This window comes from Candidatus Bipolaricaulota bacterium, assembly GCA_035528115.1.
Lineage (GTDB): Bacteria > Patescibacteriota > Patescibacteriia > UBA11705 > DATKZF01 > DATKZF01.
On record DATKZF010000003.1, the window covers coordinates 130,210 to 151,011 of the forward strand.

The 20,802-nt window shown below is 44.3% G+C and carries 15 protein-coding genes and 1 tRNA gene; 2 read left to right on the forward strand and 14 right to left on the reverse strand.

The genetic code is table 11. From position 1 onward, the window contains the following. Positions 1-24 precede the first annotated feature (24 nt). The 11 genes from VMX18_02635 to VMX18_02685 form a co-directional block, all read right to left on the reverse strand. Positions 25-615 carry a transposase gene (locus VMX18_02635; GenBank protein ID HUT22283.1) on the reverse strand — a complete coding sequence of 197 codons (591 nt, stop codon included), beginning with the start codon at positions 613-615 and terminating at the stop codon, positions 25-27. A 118-nt stretch (positions 616-733) separates the two neighbouring features. Further along, the gene (locus VMX18_02640) at positions 734-1,819 is read right to left on the reverse strand and encodes a glycosyltransferase (protein HUT22284.1); all 1,086 of its coding nucleotides are present in this window, start codon (positions 1,817-1,819) and stop codon (positions 734-736) included. 161 nt (positions 1,820-1,980) lie between these two features. After that, positions 1,981-2,544, reverse strand: a complete 564-nt coding sequence (locus tag VMX18_02645) for a hypothetical protein (GenBank protein ID HUT22285.1) — start codon at positions 2,542-2,544, stop codon at positions 1,981-1,983. A 138-nt stretch (positions 2,545-2,682) separates the two neighbouring features. Further along, positions 2,683-5,184, reverse strand: coding sequence for a type IV secretion system DNA-binding domain-containing protein (locus VMX18_02650; GenBank protein HUT22286.1), 2,502 nt, complete (start codon positions 5,182-5,184; stop codon positions 2,683-2,685). A 5-nt stretch (positions 5,185-5,189) separates the two neighbouring features. Continuing rightward, on the reverse strand, positions 5,190-5,465 hold the full coding sequence (locus VMX18_02655) for a hypothetical protein (GenBank protein HUT22287.1): 276 nt from the start codon (positions 5,463-5,465) through the stop codon (positions 5,190-5,192). A 26-nt stretch (positions 5,466-5,491) separates the two neighbouring features. Further along, positions 5,492-7,927, reverse strand: a complete 2,436-nt coding sequence (pheT, locus tag VMX18_02660) for a phenylalanine--tRNA ligase subunit beta (protein HUT22288.1) — start codon at positions 7,925-7,927, stop codon at positions 5,492-5,494. 149 nt (positions 7,928-8,076) lie between these two features. Beyond that, positions 8,077-9,120 (reverse strand): phenylalanine--tRNA ligase subunit alpha, encoded by a 1,044-nt coding sequence (pheS, locus tag VMX18_02665; GenBank protein HUT22289.1) that lies wholly within the window; start codon positions 9,118-9,120, stop codon positions 8,077-8,079. A gap of 23 nt (positions 9,121-9,143) precedes the next feature. Beyond that, positions 9,144-9,989 carry a regulatory iron-sulfur-containing complex subunit RicT gene (ricT, locus tag VMX18_02670; GenBank protein HUT22290.1) on the reverse strand — a complete coding sequence of 282 codons (846 nt, stop codon included), beginning with the start codon at positions 9,987-9,989 and terminating at the stop codon, positions 9,144-9,146. Positions 9,990-10,102: 113 nt separating this feature from the next. Next, a complete protein-coding gene (locus VMX18_02675; GenBank protein ID HUT22291.1) occupies positions 10,103-10,687 on the reverse strand; it encodes a translation elongation factor Ts in 585 nt (194 codons plus the stop codon). A 142-nt stretch (positions 10,688-10,829) separates the two neighbouring features. Then, positions 10,830-11,558, reverse strand: coding sequence for a 30S ribosomal protein S2 (gene rpsB, locus VMX18_02680; protein ID HUT22292.1), 729 nt, complete (start codon positions 11,556-11,558; stop codon positions 10,830-10,832). 340 nt (positions 11,559-11,898) lie between these two features. Continuing rightward, the gene (locus tag VMX18_02685; protein HUT22293.1) at positions 11,899-12,996 is read right to left on the reverse strand and encodes a glycoside hydrolase family 3 protein; all 1,098 of its coding nucleotides are present in this window, start codon (positions 12,994-12,996) and stop codon (positions 11,899-11,901) included. Between the two features lie 51 nt (positions 12,997-13,047). On the opposite strand from VMX18_02685, the gene VMX18_02690 reads away from it, so the two are divergent. Further along, positions 13,048-13,134, forward strand: a tRNA-Tyr gene (locus tag VMX18_02690). Positions 13,135-13,296: 162 nt separating this feature from the next. Next, a complete protein-coding gene (locus VMX18_02695) occupies positions 13,297-14,349 on the forward strand; it encodes a hypothetical protein (protein ID HUT22294.1) in 1,053 nt (350 codons plus the stop codon). Positions 14,350-14,353: 4 nt separating this feature from the next. Here the strand turns inward: VMX18_02695 and VMX18_02700 are convergent, their stop codons facing one another. Genes VMX18_02700 through VMX18_02710 form a run of 3 tightly spaced genes read right to left on the reverse strand, consistent with a single transcriptional unit; the run spans position 14,354 to position 20,709 of the window. Beyond that, positions 14,354-15,658 carry a hypothetical protein gene (locus VMX18_02700; GenBank protein ID HUT22295.1) on the reverse strand — a complete coding sequence of 435 codons (1,305 nt, stop codon included), beginning with the start codon at positions 15,656-15,658 and terminating at the stop codon, positions 14,354-14,356. 16 nt (positions 15,659-15,674) lie between these two features. Next, positions 15,675-16,199: a fibronectin type III domain-containing protein gene (locus VMX18_02705; GenBank protein HUT22296.1), complete on the reverse strand. Its 525-nt coding sequence runs from the start codon at positions 16,197-16,199 to the stop codon at positions 15,675-15,677. Then, a complete protein-coding gene (locus VMX18_02710; GenBank protein ID HUT22297.1) occupies positions 16,147-20,709 on the reverse strand; it encodes a LamG-like jellyroll fold domain-containing protein in 4,563 nt (1,520 codons plus the stop codon). The genes VMX18_02705 and VMX18_02710 overlap by 53 nt, the downstream gene beginning before the upstream one ends. Between the last annotated feature and the right edge of the window lie 93 nt (positions 20,710-20,802).

The window sequence follows — 20,802 nt, forward strand, 5'->3', positions numbered from 1 at the left end:
GCAGGAGTGGAGGGTTTCGGGACTTTAGTCCCCTTTTATCTTCCTAAAAACATCTTTTACTCCTATTTGATTTAACTTATTGAAATCCACGTTTCCTTCGCCATCTTCATTTACATCAATGACTCGATAAACAAGATCCTTAGCGGCTTCCTCCCCGTATTCTTTGACAAACTTAATGTGGCTGAAAAATTGGCATTCGCGCAATTCATTAAATGTGCTTACTTCCTTATGTTTCAACAAATTTCCATTGATGTAACCAATTACCCGCCAAAAACTGTCTTCGTCTTTTATAACAAAAGCTTTGGTGCTCTGCCACATTTCTTGATATTTGCATTGAAACGTTTTCTTATATTGATGACTGACGCCGCCATTCAATAGTTGTTTCGTCTTTGAATATAACAAGCCATCATTCAAAAAAGCAAAATAGTGAAAATGATTGATCGCAATGCTGTAAGCTATTAATTTGATGTTCAATCTTTCTTCTATTTCCTCAAACTTATCCAGCACCAGCTTCTTTTTTTCAAAAGTGTTGAAATACGGAAAATGCAGAAATGTCGATGTCGTGATGAAATAATATTCGTTATTGGGCCAAAATGGCAGTTGGTTTTTATTCATAAGCTCAAATTCATCTTTATGGAAACCCTGGGCTAAAGCCCGGTGGAATCCGTCTTTTGCTCATGGATTCAACTTCTGCCATAGGGAAACCCTGGGCTAATGCCCGGTGGAAACCGTCTTAGAATTCAAACAAAAACTCATCCAACATCTCAATCACCTTTTTTATATCATACTTACACTCAACCATCTTTTTGGCGTGATCGCTGAAACTTCTCATCGACTCTCCATTTCTTATCGCCCAATTCATTTTCTCCGCCAAATCAGCCGCGTCTTTGACCTTAAAAGTCAAACCGGTCGCCTTGTTTTCTATCAACTCTTTATTTTCTTCAATGTCCGAAACAACGCACGGCACTCCGGCGGCCATGGCTTCCAGCAATGAATTGCTCATGCCTTCGTGCGCGGCCGCTGAAATATAGAGGTCGGAGCATTTCAATAATTCAACCACGTCGCTTCGATAGCCCAAAAATTTCACTTGTTCCGACAAACCGTTTGCCTCGACGAAATTTTTCAAAGCATTTTCTTCTTCTCCCACGCTGATTTGCAAATACTTTATTTTTGGATCATTCAATTTCTTAATGGCTCGCAAAATGTCAATCTGTCTTTTGCTGGGATAAAGTCTGGCCACGTTAATGATCACGAAATCGTTTTCATCGAGTCCGAGCTCGCGACATTTTTCCGAAACATTTGCGCTCGTTTGAAATTTTTCCAGATTCACACCGTTTGGAATAACTTTTGTTTTATTCTCTGGAACGCCCATCTTTTCATGGTAAAAATTTCTCACGGCGTTTGAATTGAACAAGAAAAAATTAACTTTATTTTTGGTCAATCGATCGAGCTTCATCAAAAACGGCAAATCAAGATGTTTGTTTCGAATAAATGCGATGATTTTTTTCACGCCGAACAATTTGCCGAAAATTCTGCTGAAAATATCCGCATGAATCAAATAATTGACTTGGACATCCGGCTTAAAATCTTTAATGACTTTTCTATAACGCCAAATGGCGCAAAGGTCAAATTTACTCTGAGCTTCCAAATAACGCACGGAGACGCCCTTTTGCTCCAATTGTCGGCCGATATCACCGCGCCCTTTGAGGCAACAAACCATATTTTCCGTTTTTTTCAAGCCGGGCAAAGTCTTCAAAAGCATTTGCTCCGCTCCGCCGTGAGGCTCCAGTCCGGTGATTAAATGCATAATTTTTTTCATAAAATCGCTTATATTTTAGCAAAATATCCACAAATAATCAAATAAATGGCGCGGCCGCATGCGGCGCCCCAAATGGGCGAGCCGAAACAAACCAAACCGGTTTAAACTGATTTTATCCAATTTTAAAAGCCCCGTTTTTCGGGGCCTTATCTTTTTAAATTTTATTTATTGATAATGTTTTCCACGGCCGCCCACCTGGAGCCTCCTTCGGTCGGAATCAAGAAAACGACTTCATCGCCATCCTCGCCTTTGAAATAAGTGACGCTGGCCGTCAAAAGACGCCATTTCTTGCCTTCGGCCACGGCATAAAATTGTTTGGATTGATCGTCGAGTTCCAGTTCTCCCACCAATCTCTCTCTCTCAATCGGTTTGATTTGCTTATAAATGAAAGCGCCTGTGGGGCTGATCGTCAATTTCAAAATATCCCCTTCCACCAATTTGGATTTTGAAGCGTAATTGGCGGGCACGTCGTATTCTTTGCCATCCGCTCCGATCATGTTTTGTCCGTCAAAAACCCCTTCGAGCACCTGCTCGAGCGAATTTTTTTCCGGAGCCGGCCTGCTTATCAATTCTTTTTTGACTCCGGCCGAAGCGTCTCCGATAACGTTGGCCGAGCCGTCTTTGGTGATCACCAGCTTTAATCTATCGATTTGTTTTTGCAAATCCGAAATTACCTTCATCAGCTCTTCTCTCGAAGGCTTTTGTGACTTCTTTTTCCAGAACATATTTTTTTGTTTTTATTTTTACCGATGCGAATGCCGCGAATTAAATGCGAATCACACGAAAATTCGAATTAACAATACCGTAATAACATTAGTGTCATTCGCGTGGAATTTGCATCATTCGCATCGCTTATTTATATTCTAATACTCTATTCGAGTTCTTTCAAGTATTTCGTTTTCCACAATGTCTCTGTCTCGGCCATATTTGAGTCTGGACAACTTTCTAATGGTCTCGGCTATCTCCGGATGCTTCGGATTTTCCCTGCCCGGCACATTGATATTGAAAGCCGGCGGATTGGCATTATCAATCAACAGTTTGATATAAGCCGTTTTGCTCGGAATATTAACCACGTCATACTCGCTGAAAACCGGCGCGAATTGTTTGGCTAATAACTCGGCGTCCTCAATGCCGATCCTAAACGACACGGTGGTGCCCACATTGCCGAAAATCGCGTCTTTGATGCTGGTATCGTTGTTTTTTACCAATTGTCCGATGAATTGATGAGCGATGATCAAATTGAGTTTGTATTTTCTGGCTTCCGATAAAATTATTGAAATGCTTTCGGTCAAAAAGTTTTGGAATTCATCGATGTATAAATAAAAATCATGTCGCTGATCCTCGGGCGTGTCCACTCGAGACAATGAAGCCATCAAAAGCTTGCCCACGATAATCATGCCGAGTAAATTGCTATTTAAATCTCCAATTTTGCCTTTGGATAAATTGATCAGCAATATTTTTTTATTGTCCATGACTTCCCTGAAATTAAAAGAGCTTTTCTGTTGAGCGATAATCGGGCGCATGATGTCATTGGAAATAAACTGCGTTAATTTGCTGGTGATGTAAGGCACCATGTTCTGCAATGACGCTTCGCCGCCCGCTTTTTGAGCTTCTTTTTCCCAAAAATCTTTGACCGTGACATTTTTCGTTTTGGACAATTTATATGCTCTGAAATTTTCGTCGGACAATACTTTCGGAATTTCCATCAAAGTCGAGCCCGAATCCGTGTCTTCCATCATCAATAAAATGGAATTCCTCATGTACTGCTCGAAGATCGGGCCGCCGGTTTGGCGCAAATCATACAATTTATCAAAAATATTTATTATCTCGTTGATAACGAAAGTTTTTTGCTCGGAGGTTTCAAACTCGAGCATGTTCAAGCCCATGGGCCGATCGGTGTCGGATGGGTCGAAAAGCACCACGTCATCCGCGCGCTCTTTGGGAATGTATTTCAATATTTCCTCAATGGAATCTCCGTGCGGATCAATAATGCCCACGCCCTCGCCGTTTTGAATATCTTGAATGGCCAAATTTTGTTGAAAATAAGATTTACCAGTGCCGGTCTGACCGATAATATACGTGTGCCTTCGGCGGTCTTTTCTCTTTATGCGCACCGTGCGCCTGATGCCGCGATAAAAATTGTCACCGAGAATCGCCCCTTCGTCCGGAATATTAAGCGGCGCCGGCGCTTTTCTGGCCTCCAGCCACGCGATGTTCGGCGTTTCGGTCACCGAAGGAATCGGGAAATGATACAGGCTGGCCATCTCCTCGGTATTTAAGATAATCGCCGCTTTCTCGTCGAAATTTCGATAAATGTAATCGTCTATCAAACGCGACAACTTTCGGCTCGAGACATCAAAACTGTTGCCGTATTGATAAATGTTAAATTGCGAAAAAGAGCTTAAAATATCATTGAGATACATTTCGCTTTTTTGCGACTGATCCGACGCGGCCAAGATTCTGATATTGACCTCCATGGCCGCTTTGCTGACTTTTTCTTCCAAATTTTTCACGATCTCCTGCTCCATTGGCGACAATTGATACGTCGCCGGCGGCGCCTGCCCGGGTTCCGACGGTTTTTTCTCGGGCATCAGCATTTGCTTGAGCACGCTTTTGCCTTTGAGCGCCTCTTCGAATTTTTTGCCCTGCATCATGCGCGAAGCCACGGCCGCGCCCGAATCGCGCCAGCCCGGCTTGGCGGACCTGAGAGTGAATTGAATGACAGCCCCGTCTTTTTTATCAACTTTGCTCAAGGCGTTGGCCATGGCGTTGAGCGGGTCGCTCTCCATTTTTTTGTAAGTTTTTATCGGAAAAAAATTCTGCCTTTTAAATTTCAAAATCTTGCCGAACACCGCGCTTTTAGGAGTGAAAATATTGTAATCCTGGGCTTCTTCGATATGCGAGTCCGGATACTGCGCCTGTATTTGTTCTTCCAAAAAATTTTTCAAATACTCTGGCACGGCCATGTAAAATAAAATCTTGCCTTGATCGGCCACCAATTCAAAAGACAAATGATCGGCTCGTCCAAAAAACCAAACGCCCAGTCCTTTTTGGGGCTTCAAACCGCCGATGGCCGAAAACACGGTCTCGGCCACCGCGATTTTTTCCTGAATGGAAGCTATACTGTTTTGCGCCCCTCCCCTGCTGTCTTGCGATTCAAATTTAGGCAAAGAAATCAAAAGCACCTTTTTTTCAAAAGCTCCTTTCATTTTGCCGTGACGTCTGAAATAAATTCGGACAATATAAATCAAACCGATCGTTATGATGATCAGCATCGATAAAATCAAGGCCAATATAGCGATCGGACTTGAAAAAACTCCCCCAAAATCCACGGAGGCGAATTCAAATGGCAATTCAATCGACATTTTTTTTATTTACTTTTCCGCTTGTCCGCCAAATATTTCACCAAATTTTTGACGCCGTCCGAAACGACGCCGGCAATCTGCAAGCCGGACTCGATTTTTTCCTTCACTCGCTCGAGCGCGTCGAAAAAATCTTCCAGCTTATCGCGGACTTCGGAGACGACTTCGTTCGATTGTTTCAAAAGCCTGGTTAAATAAAAAAGCGCCCAGCATAAAAAGGCGGTTAACCAAATCAGACAAAACGAAAGAACGATGTACAAAACATCTTTACTGGTTTCAAGCATATTGTTTTTATTTTAAATTTTTATTTTTATGTTCTCAACTTGGCGCCGATGCCTTTTTCAAGTTGGACAATGACTTTTCGCTGGAGTTTATCGATTTCTTCTTTCTCCAAAGTTCGATCATCCGCTTGATAGACGATTCTCACGGTCACGCTCTTTTGTCCCGTTTTTATTTTACCATTTTTAAATACATCAAGCAATTCAACGTCCTTGATAATTTGCGGAGCGATTGATTTTATTATTTGATCAATGTCTTTATACATGGTTTTCTCGGCGACGACAATCGACAAATCATGAACCGATGAAGGAAATTTGAGAATCGGATGATATTCGTATTTCGGTTCGAAAATTTCCACTATTTTATCGAAATCAAGCTGCCAAACGGCCGCTCGATCATCAAGTTCCAATTTGCTCGCGACCAGCGGATTGAGTTCCGCCACCCAGCCGATTTCCTGACCGGCAAGGCTCACGATCACGCTGCGGAAAGGATGATAAAACGCTTTGCTTTCCGCGGGCAATGAAAAACTCGCTTCCAGCGACAGCGAGGCCAACAATTTTTCAATCACGTCTTTGGCCTTGAAAAAAGGCGCATCGTCCGATTTGTCAAAATACGCGCCGGCCAAATAATTAGGCTGAGCCGGCAATTTGGCTTTGTTGTCCGGCGAGACTTCAAACGGTCCGTCTTTGGCCAAAAAAACTCGACCCAGTTCGAAAATGCCGAAACAGTCAAAAAACCTGGAATTGTTTTTGACATTCAACAACAGCTGCGGCCATAAATTTTGCCTGAGCAGATTCTCGTTTTCATCCCAAGGATTTTCCAATTGAAAATATCCTGAATAATCCAAACCGACGATATCCAACAAATCTTTTTTCGTGAAAGAATAATTCCTGACTTCGGTCAACCCGGAAGACAAAGTTAAAAATTCTTTCACTCGCCTCTCCAATTTCCTTTCTTTGTTCTCCGGCTGATATTCGTTTTTTACCTCCGGCATGATCGGCGTAAAAGAATCATAGCCGTATATTCTGGAAATTTCTTCGATCAAATCTTCGGGGATGGAAACATCGCCCGTGGCTCGAAACGACGGCACTTTCACTTCAAAAGAATTCTTCTTCTCCTTGACTTCAAAACCCAAACTCTCGAGAATGCCGACCGTTTTTTTATCTTCGATTTCAATGCCCATTTTCTTTGAAATGAAATCCTTGGACAATTCAATCGGCCCCAAATTCAATTTGTATTTTTCAAAACTTTCAACGCCGCTTTCCACTTTCGCGTCCGGCTGATTTTCGAGAATCAAGCCGACCACCCGCTCTAGCGCGACTTTCGCGGCGACGGGATCCAAACCTTTTTCAAACCTGATCGAGGCTTCCGTGCGCAAGCCGAGCTTCAGCGACGTTTTTCTGATATTGGAAGGATCGAAATTAGCGGCTTCAATAACAATGGCAACCGTTTTATCCGAGATCTCCGAATTTTTTCCGCCCATAATGCCGGCCAAAGCGATCGGATTCTTTTTGTCCGCGATCACCAACATGTTTTCGCCGAGCTGGCGGCTCTCATTGTCAAGGCTGATCAATTTTTCTCCGGGAGTGGCCTGTCTGACGATTATTTGTTGACCGCTTATCTTGGACGCGTCAAAAGCGTGAATGGGCTGACCCAAATCAAACATGACGTAATTGGTGATATCAACGATATTATTGATTGATTTTTGCCCCACTGACGCCAGAGCGCGCGCCAGCCACTTTGGCGACTCGGCCACTTTGATATTTCCCATGGCCGCGGCATAATAAGCGGGGCATAATTCCGGAGCCTGCGTTTTCACTTTAAGCTGAAAATCTTTGCCTTCTTTTATCTTTTCCGATTTTATCTCTTTGAGCTCTTTGCCGAAAATGGCGGCCAATTCTCTGGCAATGCCGTAATGCCCCCACAAATCGGGTCTGTTGGTCAAAGACTTGTTGTCAATGTCCAAAATATAATCGTTTAATTCGAGCGCTTCGCTCAAGGCTTGTCCGGCCTTCGCGGTCTGGCTTTCCAATTCCAAAATTTCTCCTTGCTTATGCGGATACAAGTCCCCCAAACCGATTTCATCGCCGGCGCAAATCATGCCTTTGCTTTCTTCGCCTCTGATTGTCGTTTCTTCCAATTTTACGGGCTCGCCCACGCCGTGCCACTTGATCATGGCTCCGGGTCTGGCCAGCGCCACCAACATGTCCGGTTTCAAATTGGAGCCGCCGCAGACCACGCGAATCCTTTCCGAGCCCAAATCAACATCAACCAATTTCAATTTATCCGCATTCGGATGCGGCAAGACATTTATAATTTTGGCAACGAAAATATTCTCCAAATTTTCAGCCAACGGATAAACGGCATCCACCTCCACCGTGGACATGGTTAATTTATTGGCAATTTCTTTGGGATCAATGCCCTTTAAATCAACGTATTTATTGAGCCAGTTGATTGATACATTCATATTTTTATCGTTACAAATTACATTCACTAAAAAAACTCTTTTTTAGATTTGTTACTAATTACATTCACTTATAGCTTTATGCTATGGAAGATTGTAATTTGTAACAACCGACTGAAAGCTTAATAGAATATTGTAATTCGTAACAATATTTAAAACTGTTTTAAAAACCGCAAGTCCGCGCCATTGAAATGCCTGATGTCTTCAATGCCGTATCTCATCATCACCAAACGCGAAAATCCGACGCCAAAAGCAAAACCCGACCATTCTTTCGGATCCAGACCGCCGGCCTTGAGCACATTGGGATGCACCAAGCCGCAAGGCAAGACTTCCACCCAGCCGCTTCTTTTGCAAACGCTGCAGCCTGCCCCGCCGCAAACCAAGCATTTCATGTCCAGTTCAAACGCCGGCTCGACAAACGGGAAAAACCCGGGACGCAGCCGCACTGTGACGTCTTTTTTAAAAATGGCTCTAAGTAAAATTTTCATGGTGGCGATCAAATTGGCGATGGAAATATCTTTATCCACGACCAAGCCTTCAAACTGGTCGAAAGTATTGTCATGGGAAGCGTCCGTGGCTTCATAGCGAAAAACTTTTCCGGGAATGACCGCTCGAAGCGGCGCGCCGAATTCTCTCATCGCCCTCACCTGAACCGATGAAGTTTGCGTCCTCAGCACCATTTTTTCTTTATCGCTTTTCACGTAAAAAGTGTCTTGCATTTCCCGAGACGGATGATCCGGAGGAATATTGACCGCTTGAAAATTATAAAAATCGGATTCCAATTCGGGTCCGTCCAAAATTCTAAAATTTAAATTTTTGAAAACATCTTCGAGTTCGTATTGAACTTGAAAAATGGGATGCAAATGTCCAGCCGGACGGTGGGCGGCCGCGGCCTGAAGAGGCAAGGAAGTGTCGATCCACTCATTTTCGAGCTGAGCTTCTATTTTAGATCTTTCCAACTCAATACGTTTCTTTTCCAAAATGGTCAAAATATCGGTTTTTATTTCATTGGCCAATTGTCCGACTTTAATTCTCTCGGCGTCCGACAAATTTTTTAAATTTTTCAACACCTGATTTACAATTCCGTCTTTTCTACCGAAATATTTTTTTTCAAGCGCTAGCAACGAGTCGATATCCGAGATTTTATCCAATTCCGTTTTTATTTGTTTTTTTAAGCCTTTTAATTTCTCCATCATATGGAAATGTGAAGTCGAATATATTATTTTTTAATAATTTGTTTTGTTTTTTCTGGAATTGACTGGCTGATTTCGGAAATCGGGGCTTCGACGTAGACATTGGCGCCGTCTCCGTCGAGGCGCACGTCAACCGATCTTCTCAAAACATGATAACCGACCACCTCTCCCGTGCCCTGCTTGACCTTCACTTTGGCTCCCAAAGCCGGGAAATCTCGAGCCATTTCTTCGTAAGTGTCTTTTTCGTAAGCCAAGCAACACTTTAACCGACCGCACAAACCTGACAGGCGCTCGGAACCGCGATGGGAAACCTGCTGCAAATCCGCGTATTCCGAACTGACATTGCCCAATTCTTTCAAAAATGTCTTGCAGCACACCGGTTGTCCGCAACAGCCGACATCGGCCGCGATTTGAGCTTCATCGCGAATGCCAAGCTGCTGAAGACGAATATTCATTTTATAAAGACGATTTAAATCCTTGAGCAACGCTCTAAAATCAACGCGGCTGTCCGCGATAAAAGCGAAAGTGATTCTGCCGCCGTCAAGATTCAAATGAACGTCAACCAATTTAATGGGCAACCCGTGCTTTTTGATCAACTCCTTGCAAACTTTGATAGCTTCCTTCACTTTTTCTTTATTTTCGATCAATTTGTCCAAGTCGCGTTTATCAGCCTTGCGCAATACGGATTTGATTTCTCCGAGCGCGTCTTGCTCTTCCCGGCCAAGCTCTTTGAATTCGACAACCTTGCCCATATCAAGACCATGCTGAGTTTCGACCACCACATAATCATCGATTTTGAGTTCGATGTTATTGGGATCGAAAAAATATGTTTTATCCCAGGAATTAAATTGTATGCTGACTACTTTCTTCATATCTTGAGTTACAAGATGTACAAGATCCGCATACGAGATAGTACAAGATAAAAAATTGTCAAAATCTCGTAATCTGGTAATATCTTGTACTTTAATCTTGTAAATCTCGTAATTTAAACCTCGAATCTGACAAAATGAGCGATGGCGATTTTTTCTCCGATTTTGGCGATTTTCTCCGTGATCAATTGCTCGATGGTGACATCTTCGTCTTTGATGAAAGGTTGATTCAAGAGACAAACCTCTTCATAGTATTTGGCCAATTTGCCTTCGACGATTTTTTCAACAATATTGTCCGGCTTGGATTCGTTCAAAAGCTGATCTCGATAAATTTCTTTTTCTTTGTTCAAGACTTCCTCGGGCACCTCGACCGAACTTAAATACAGCGGATTGGTCGCCGCCACCTGCATAGCCAGGTCTTTGGCCAATTCCTGAAATTCTTCGTTTCGAGCCACGAAATCGGTCTCGCAATCAAGCTCGATCATAGCCCCTATTCTTTTATTGGGATGAATATAAGCGAACACCAGACCTTCCTTGGTTTCTCTTTCCGCCGATTTTTTGGCGGCTTTGATTTCGCCTTTTTTTCTTAAAATATCGATTGCCAAATTTTCATCGCCATTGGCTTCTTCCAGCGCCAGCTTGCAGTCATTGATGCCGCAACCGGTTCGCTGTCTTAATTTCGCCACTTGTTGTAAATCCATATTTGTTTATTAAATACTAAACTCTAATATCTAAATTCGAAACCCCGAGGGGGTCCCTTTCAGGGACAAATTACAATGATCCAATTCCCAAATTCCAAATGTTTGGAAAATTTGAATTTAAATATTGTTTAGTATTTCGAATTTAGGATTTCGAACTTTCAATTTTTATGTTATCTCCTCTTTTCTCCGCTTCCTTTTTGCCTTCTTTGACCGCCTCGGCGACCAAGCCGGTAATCATTTCAATGGAGCGAGTGGCGTCGTCATTGGCCGGAATAGGGTAAGCAGCCTTTGTCTGATTGACATTGGTGTCGCAAATGGCCACGACCGGCACGCCAACGCGGTTGGATTCTATCACCGCGGTTTTTTCTTCTTTCATGTCAACGATGTAAATGACGCTCGGTAATTTTTCGAGAGTAGCCAAACCGCCGATGATTTTGTCCAATTTCTTCAAAGCTCTCTCATTCACCAATTTTTCTTTTTTGGTGAATTTGTCCCACTCTCCTTTTTCGGATTCCATTTTCATGCGCTGATATTTTTTGATCAATTTCAATATGGTCGATAAATTCGTGAATGTGCCGCCCAGCCATCTTTCAACGATGAAAGGCATGCCGCAAGAAATCGCGGCTTCGCGGACGGAATCTTTCGCTTGAGTTTTCGTTCCCAAAAAAAGAACTGTGCCGCCCTTGGCTACAGTTTCCTTGATGAAATTCAAAGCTTCTTCAAGCTTCTTTTGAGTTGTTTCCAAATTGATGATGTGCACGCCATTTCGAACGCCATAAATATACGGCTTCATTTTCGGGTGCCATTTTCCTTTTTGGTGTCCGAAGTGAACACCGGCCTTAAGCATGTCCAAAAGACTTGGGATTTCCATATTTTTCCTTTTTACCTCTACTTTCCCAAATCAACGGCCCGCATGGTGGGAGGAATGTTGATTTTTTGGCCCTGCCAGTCGTAGCTCCGACGACAGTCGGAGCAAAGAATGGCTTAAATTAGCCGGAAAAGTATGTGGGATTTAATTATTTAGTCATGGAACATAGAGCATGCCTGCCCGCCATAGCCCCGAGCTTGTCGAGGGGCGAAGGCGGGGATCAATAATCATGTTTCATGTAGCAAAAATATATCATATTGTTATAATTTAGTCAAAATTCTGTATCATGAAGCCGAGCTGGTAGCTGGTTAGGCAGCCACCTACAACCTAAAAAGCTAATAAGCTACAAGCTACCCATTTTCAACTCCAATATCCTATAAACGCTCTCATCAATCCTGCTTTCCGAAATAACGCCGCTTTTAACGGCTTCAAGCACGGCCTCATAAGCTTCGACTTGCTTGTCAAAAGAACTGACATAAAGCAAAATATCATTACCGGCCAGCACGGCTTTGATTGCAATCGCTTGATTTGAAAAATTATTTTGCAAAGCTCCCATTTCCATGTCGTCGGTAATAATCACGCCTTGATAATTCAATTGCCCGCGCAAAATATCTTGAACAATGATTTTGGATAAGCTTGAAGGATTCTCAGGATCAATGTTCGGATATTTGATATGGCCGACCATGACAAAACCCGGATCGGCTTCCAGCGCTTTTTTGAATTGCGAAATATTTTCGTCAAACTCTTCTTTTGACCACTCAACCGTTGGCAAATTCCCGTGCGAATCAATTGAGCCGTTTGAATGTCCCGGAAAATGTTTGATGCACGCGCTGATGCCGGCGGCTTGATAGCCGCCAACCATGGCACGTCCGAATTCGCCAAAGTCATCAATCGAGCCCCGAAAAACCCGCGACCACAAAAAGGAATTTTTATCGGTGATAAAATCAAGCACGGGCGAGAAATTAACATTGAAGCCCAGCGCGCTCAGTTCCTTGCCTCGGTCAAAAGCGACTTTGTAAGCTTGCTCAACATCGCTGATTGAAGATTGCGCGGTAAATTCTTTAACGCCGGCCACTTTTATTTTCGTCACCGTGCCCCCTTCCTGATCCGTTGAAATCAGCAAAGGATATTCGGAGCGGCTCTGCAAATCATCGATCAATGAACTCAATTGCTCTTTGTTGTCCGCGTTGTATTTCAATAATATCACGCCGCCGATGTTTTTTTCTTGAATCAAAGATACGACGTTGGCATCGGGCGCCTCGCCCCAAAAACCGACCACAAACATCTGGCCGACTTTTTCTTCGAGAGTCATGTTGTCTATTGTCTCGGCGATTCGATCTTTTTCTTGAAAACCGACGAAAGCGTTTTTTTCGAAATAAAACCACGCAAACAGAGCTCCGGCCGAAACGATCAGGATAACGAATAATAGTATTTTCTTCATACTTATTGCCTTTTTAATCAAAATATTATATAATCATTAGCGTATCAACATGGGTCGGTACCAAAGCGGTCAACTGGGGCAGACTGTAAATCTGCTGGCCTTGCGCCTTCGGTGGTTCGAATCCGCCCCGGCCCACCATTCGACTCGCTCCGCTCGCTCATGGTGTTCCACCACCTGAATATGCGAAGCGAGGCGAATACCATAAGCGGCGTCGAAGGACAATATCATAGCTCACCATGTCGTTCGCAGCGCGGCCATAAAACAAAGAGGTAAATAACCTTTTTTTTTAAAAAAACAAATATGAAAAATCTTCAAGCCAAGGATCTTGAACATCTTCTTTCAAAAAACCCCACCCAAAAACAAAATACTCTTATTTTGTTAGCTGCCAAAAAATTGCATTGTGCCGTGAACACAATCGGTTATTTGCAAACATCGGGCAGAGACGAAGAATACGCGGACACACCTTTTTTTGAAATATCTCGCCAAGGAAAAAACTTGCTGATGGTCGGCGCGACTTCGCAAGACACCAGCTATTTGGGCATGAAGCTCGCCGTCAATAAACAAATAACAACTCAATACTTGAAAAAACATGGGCTGCCGGTGCCTTTTCAAATACAAATAAAAAACCCGAAAGATTTTGAAAAAATTTTCAAAAAACACAGCGCCATTATAATTAAACCCGTCGCCTCACGAGCGGGCAAAGGCGTTTTCGGCAATGTAACGAATCAACGCCAAGCCAATACCGCTTTTAAAATAATTAAAAAGGCGATGCCGCGAATGCAGGTTATCGCCGAAGAGCAAATATCAGGCAATGAATATCGAGTGGTGGTGATCAACGGCAAATTCGCCGCGGCCATCTATTATCAACCGCCGATTGTTTTGGGTGATGGCGTCTCTTCCATTAAAACTCTCATCGCGAATGAAAATGCTTCTCCCTTGAGAAAAAAAGGCTGGCTGCATCAGATAAAAGTGAACAAGGCTCTCAAGATCAATCTACAGTCCGAGGGATTGGCCTTGTCCAGCGTTCCCGAAAAAGGCATAGAGGTCGTGCTGCATCGCGCCGCTCCGATCTCTAACGGAGGAATTTTGATTGACGCGACCGACACTGTTGGCAAAGCCAATATCGCGTTGATGGAAAAAACCGCCAAATTGATAAGATTGAATATTGTCGGCATAGACGTCATCGCGCCCTCTCTTAAAAACCCTATTATTTCAACGAACGGCAAAATAATCGAAGTAAATGGCGGACCGGATTTACGCATTCATTACAATGTTCATCGCGGCAAACAACGGAATTTGTCGGAAAATATCTTGCGCGATTTCTTCAAAATCTCCGCTCCGAAAAAAAGTTAAACTGTTATTTAATAATTTTCTTTATCTCTTTTTTATAATCTTCCACCGCCGGTTGATCGAAAGAGTTGACATTCATCAGCTTGGCGAGATACATCGTCTCCAACATTCTAACCTGCATGTAAAATCCCAACGCTTTTTCCGAGATCGCGGGCAAAGTCCAGACCGCGAGCGGCAAAGCGTTTTTTTTGTAGGCGGCCGCGACTCCGCGAACGAACGCGGACATGATGGCAGAAAACTTTTTACCCTTGATGGAATCAATCAAGCCGGGGAACAAAAGATTGTTTGGCGCGGCCAACGTTGAATCATCGCGGGCGTAAATGATATCAGTGAATTTATCAGCCGGTCCGCCGAAAAAAAGCTGGGCCGTCGAATGCAGATCATTGGTGCCGATCGAGACGATCGGCGTAAATCCCGCTCGGACAACTTTGCCGGCCAGATTTTTTTTCTTGCCGAGTGACTCGGCCATCAATTGCTGCTGCCATCTGCCACAAGACTCCAGCTCCGGATTGAAATAAAAAGCGTTGTAAATATTCATGCCCTTTTTATTGTTCAAATAAATCGAAATCGCGCTTTTGGCCGCGATATTTTTTTTCAAATCGGCTTTAGTGCAGTCTTTGACCGCTAAAGCGGCGCCTTGCCGCAACAAATCGATATTGACTCCGGCCAGATGCAAAGGTAAAAGTCCCGCCGGCGAAAAAATAGAATATCGGCCTCCCACGACCTTGGGGATTTCCATCAACGCGATTTTCTTGGCCAAAGCATTTTTCCATAAAGCCGAATCGCGATCCGACACGACAATCAGTCTGGACAAAACTTTTTTAAATTTTAAAGATATCCTGGAAATTAAAGTTTCCAGATTGACCACGGTTTCGAGCGTCGAGCCGGATTTGCTCGCCGCGATAATGACGAATTCTTTTTCGCTTTTTAAACTTTTTAATTTTGCCGCGATCAAATTCAATTTCTCAACGTCAAGCGTATCCAAAAAAATCATTTTGGGAAATCTTTTTTCATTCAAACAATCGTTCGCGCCAAGCAACGCTTCATAAACGGCTCTGGTTCCCAAGCTCGAGCCGCCAATGCCGATCAATACGATTTGTTTCAGTTGCTTCGTTTTGAACGGTTTGGCGAAACTTTTTACGGCTGAGATCAAATTTTTATCGCCGGGCAATTGCGCTGACGCTTCCGGCGCCGCATAATCGCGACGGCTTGAGATTTTCGATAACTCTTTGGCATACGCGGACAGCTTTTTCCAAGCGGCCGCTGATTGTTTCTTTTGCGTTTTTGATTCTCCTAATTCGATTGAAATCATAAATCGATTCTAATATTTATTCGGCCGGCGTGACAAAAGTATGATTCGCGTCGTAAACGTAATTTTTGTTTTGAGACATCACTTCGTAATAATATGTGGTGTTCGGCTCCAAATCGGCAATTGTGAATTCATGATATGTCACTCTTTTGTCGGATTGAATATCTTGACCGTAATCAAGCGACTCGCCGAAGTTAACCTTGCCCGTGGCCGGATGATTGGTCGTCCAAGTAATCGTGACCTCCGTGGCCGACAAACGGGAAATTTTGGTGTTTTCTATGATTGTCGGCTCATTCACGAATAAGTACCCAAATTTAACCAATGTAAACCCGACTTGATCGGAAACATCCTGCATTTTTTCTCCGGCGTCAAACGCCAAATTGGCGATTTTTTCTTTAACCGCCACAATCGCCTCTTGTCTGGCTCCAAACAACTTCGAATCCGTTCTTCTGGCGAAATTGACCGCTGAAATCATGCCGCCTCCAACCTCTTTATATGAGTTTATCATGGCCAAGGTTGTTTTTTGAGCGGCATTTCTGGCCATAGTCAAAAGAAGCGGCGCTGGCATCCTTGGCGACGGAAAAAATCTTATTGGTTATGCCGCTCGCGACCTTAACGCCTTCGTTAACGTTTTTAACCATGATGTTGTTTCTCTGAGTCGCGTTTTCAATCGCTCCGGCATATGAATTTATCATAGCCAGGGTTGTTTTTTGAACGACGTTTCTGGCCATAGTCAAAAAAACGGAACTGGCATTTTGAGCGGCGGAAAAAATCTTATTGGTTATGCCGCTCGCGACCTTAACGCCTTCGTTAACGTTATTAACCATGGCATTATTTCTCTGAATCGCGTTTTCAGTCGCTCCGGAAATGGCTAAAATGGTCGATGACACTCCAGATCTGAGCCCGGCAAACAATGAATTGGCCGTGCCGGGCGCTCCGGATGATAATACAGCCAAGCCGTCGCCGAGCATTTCCATTATATTAGTTCCCAAAAACGACAAAGCCCGCTGAGTCGCGTCAAACGATCCTTTCGCCACTCCGCCGATCTGTCCGGTCACCTCTGTCGCGAACTGATCAAACGAGTCGTTCACATTTCTAGATACATTGATAATGGCCTCGGTCAATTGATCCAAGCCGGCCTTTGTTCTTTCAATAAATGATGGACCGGACGGCTCGATCGGAACAGTGATTTCAGTCGGCTCTTCCGAAATTTCTTCAATTGGAATTTCCGTCGGCTCAATCAACGGCTCTTCTTTCGCGGGGATTTCTTCTTTCGGCGCCACCACTATCTTTTCTTTCGGTTCTATTTTCAAATAAATCACGTCCGAAGCGCCGACATTGCCCGCGCGATCATAACCGTTCATTGAAATTCTGTATTCACCGAAATCCAAAGCCTGCGTTGGAGTGAATTCGAAATTGGCGTACTTGTCCGATTTATTTTGAGTATTGTCTGAAATTTCGGTTTTGTCAGACAACCAATTAAGGCTCGGAATATTAACGGTCGCCAGCGTATGCAAACCATACACGCCCACGCCGTTCTTTTTTTCTATTTTAATGGAAATTTTATCAGGTCCTGACGCGACTTTATTGGACATTGAATCTCCGGCCAAATAATCCAAAATTTTACCGAAAATGCTCGGAGTCTGATCGCTGGTCATAAAACTATCGCTTGAAAAATAAACACCGTTTATATAAGTGACCAAAACAGTCGGGGCGCTTTTATCCACGAAAATTGTTCCGGTTGAATTCTTTTTGTTGCCGGAAATATCCGTGGACGTCAAAGTCCAATTTCTTTCGCCCTCTTTTAATTCACCGTCATTCTCCGACGAAAGCCAGTCGGCGGAAGTTCTAGTCTGAACTGAAATTGAATTATTGGTCGAATCAAAATCATTGAAATTCTTATAATTCACGAAATATTTGCCTGCCGAATAATCGGCTGACAAACCGGCGATGTTTTCAAGGTTAAAATCTCCGCTGTCGCCGTTATCGGCGCTGATTGAATATTTGGAATAAAGCTCGACCGCCGCGGCCGGCACCAGCCAGCTGAAATAAGGCCGCGTCGCATTGGTGTAAATGTGATCGGAAATCAATTTTATCGACAGCGCCGGATCGGTAATATCGTATATAACAAAGGAATCGGACGCCACCGCAGAGGTATTACCCAAGCTGTCTTTGGCCCAAATATATATTGTGTGTTCGCCCGGCGACAAAGCCGAAGGAACCTGACAGAAAAATTTTTCGGACAAATCGCCGAAACTGCCGTCCTGCGCTTGGCAATTGAATTCGCTGCCTTCAAGCGAATCGAGCCTAAAAACAACAAGTGAAATAGGGCTGGTCGAGTCAATGGCCGAACCTGTCAGCTCGGGAGAAATATCAATTCCAGGATCCGGAAAAATGGCGTCAATCGCCAAACTGGGCGGCGTCGAATCCGTCGACGAGCTGGGAGAGCCGCCGCCGCCGGAAGGAGTCGGCGTGGTCGGAGACGTTATTTCAAAAGAATCGCTATAAGCGGAATCAGCGCTCCAATTGCTTAAAGAATCTCTGGCTCGAACATACACCGTGTGATTGCCCACGGACAAATCAATGGTCACTTCGCAAGAAAAATCTTCCGATAATGAATCAAATGTCCCGTCATCGGCCGTGCAACTTCGCCAACTGCCTGATGTTGAATCCATTTGAAATTGAACATAGCTGATGGTGTTGCCCGCATCCGTCACAGAACCCGTAAAAGTCGGTTTCGTCTCCGACCCCGGATCCGGCGAAAGAGCGTCCAGGGAAATAATCGGCGCGGAGGCGTCAATGGTGAATGAATCCGTGCCGTAATTTATGGCCGCGGTCGTATTGGACGCCGAATCGGTCGCCCTCACGCTGATTGTTTCAGCGCCGTCAGCCAAGGCCGATCCATATTCGCAAGAAAAATCTTCCGATACTTCGTCTATTGTTCCATCATCGGCCGCGCAAGCCACCCAATTGCCTGGATCAGAACCGAATTCTATTTCAATCGCGGTCAACACGGTGGTGGCGTCAGTGGCCGCGCCGGTGATTGTCGGAGTATTGTCATTGGTGGGATCGGGCGCGACCGCGTCAATTGAAACGGTCGGAGCCGTGGCGTCAATGGTGAATGAATCCGTTGAAACATCAATATCGGCCGTGGTGTTGCCGTTGGAATCGGTTGCTCTCACATTCATGGTGTGAGCGCCATCTGCTATCGGAGTTGAAACAGAGCAAGTAAAATCTTCGCTGGCTGAATTAAAAGTGCCGTCATCGGCCGAGCAATCAGTCCAAGCCCCTCCTACTCCGTCAAGCTGATATTCGACCGAAGCGACCGTGCCCACCGCGTCAAGGGCATTGCCCGTAAAAGTCGGCGTATTGTCATTCGATGGATCAGGCGAAAGAGCATCAAACGAAATAACCGGGGGCGTGGCATCGCTAACCAAATACACGATGCTGATGCTGGTGAAAGTCGGTGTGACCGTAGTATCCGTATTGGTCAAAGTTATTTCGTATTGAGCGTATCTTTCAGTGTCAGTGACGCAGGAAGTGCTGCCGAGAGTCGTTCCGGATGAAATGGATTCGCACCCGGAAAAATCTCCGGGCATGTTCGAATCATTTGATGTTCTGACTCTGACTTCGTATGAAGCATTGGCAGGCGCGGTGGCAGAATAAGTTAACGATCCCCAATTAGACCCCTGCTCGGAATCGAAAATCGAAGAGGTCAAGGCGCCGCTCGAGGCGTAATTATTCAAACTAAAATCATCCAAATAAACGGTCTGGCCGGCTTTCACTTGAACGCCGTAATCGCGAGCCGCATTGGCGCCCGTGACCGTGCCTGATAATTCATACCAGCCGCCGCCCATGTCAGTGTAAGATGTAGTCACCGTGGAGCCGTTGTAATAAAGCTCGGCATCGCTTGAAGCCACGGCCGAGCCGTCGGTATACGCATAGGCCGTTAAATTGTAATTATTCGTATCGCCGACATTGATTGATTGCGTGAAATTCGTCGCGTCTCCGGCCACCACCTTCGCTGAAGCAGTACTGCCGTTAAACGCGACGCCGGCGTCTCGCGTCGCCGAATAAAAAGGGTATTGAAGTCCTGAGCCGCTATTGTAGAGTAATGAAGCTTCATCTCCGGAAATGGCTCTGGACCAGATTCCGACTTCATCGGCCTGACCGCCGAAATAATATCCGCCGCCTATATATCCGCCGATTGTCAGCGACGTGGCCGCGTTTACGCCAAGCGTCGCTGGAAGGACTGGAGGGGCTGACGCCCAAGATACGGGAGATCCATTAACGTATAATGTGGCCGTCCCAGTAGAAAATGTAATAACAATATTATACCAAGTATTATTGGTTGGTTTGAAAGGAGAAAACAAATTATATCTTAACGATCCATTATAAATCACAAAAACCAATTTGTAGGCATTTGTGGGGACTCCATCAGTATAAAAATACCAACCATTGTCCAATGTGTTTATTTTTCCATGCAACCACTTCGTATTCGCATCGGTCCACTTGAACCAACCCGAAAAAGTCAAGTCGGTTGTCTGATGCAAATTGACGGTATCGGGAATATTTACATAATTAGTATTGGCGGCAATGAAATTACCGCCGCTGTTGATAACGCCTGTTGTCCATTGACTGCCCAAAGAGCCCTGCCAAGTGCCATCGCTTGAATTGACAGAATCCGCCACGTTCGTGCCGGTATTTTCATCAAAAGTCCAATACGCCGCCAGATTGCCATCAAGCGACGCCGCGACCGAACTCCAGCCGGTCAAATCGTACTCAAAATCCGTGTTGGAAAATTGTTCGGTATTTGTTAATGTCAATTGATTGGCAGTAGCGTCAAAAACGCTTGACGCCGCGCTATACATGCTGGAATCGGACCAATCCGTCTGGCCTGCACCGCCGCTCCAATCAATCTGAGTCCAAGGAGAAATAGACGCCTCAGAGCTCGGCGCGAAAATTCCAGAGGAAACCAAAGCCATTATCAAAAAAACAATGAATTTAAAATTTTCTTTTATTTTATTTTTATTTACCATTCGATCCGCAAGCATAATTTATATTACAAAAAAAGAATCCTCCATATATTATTAAACCATTTTTAGAGGAAATCATCAAACGAAACTGTGAAAAACTTTTCGAACATA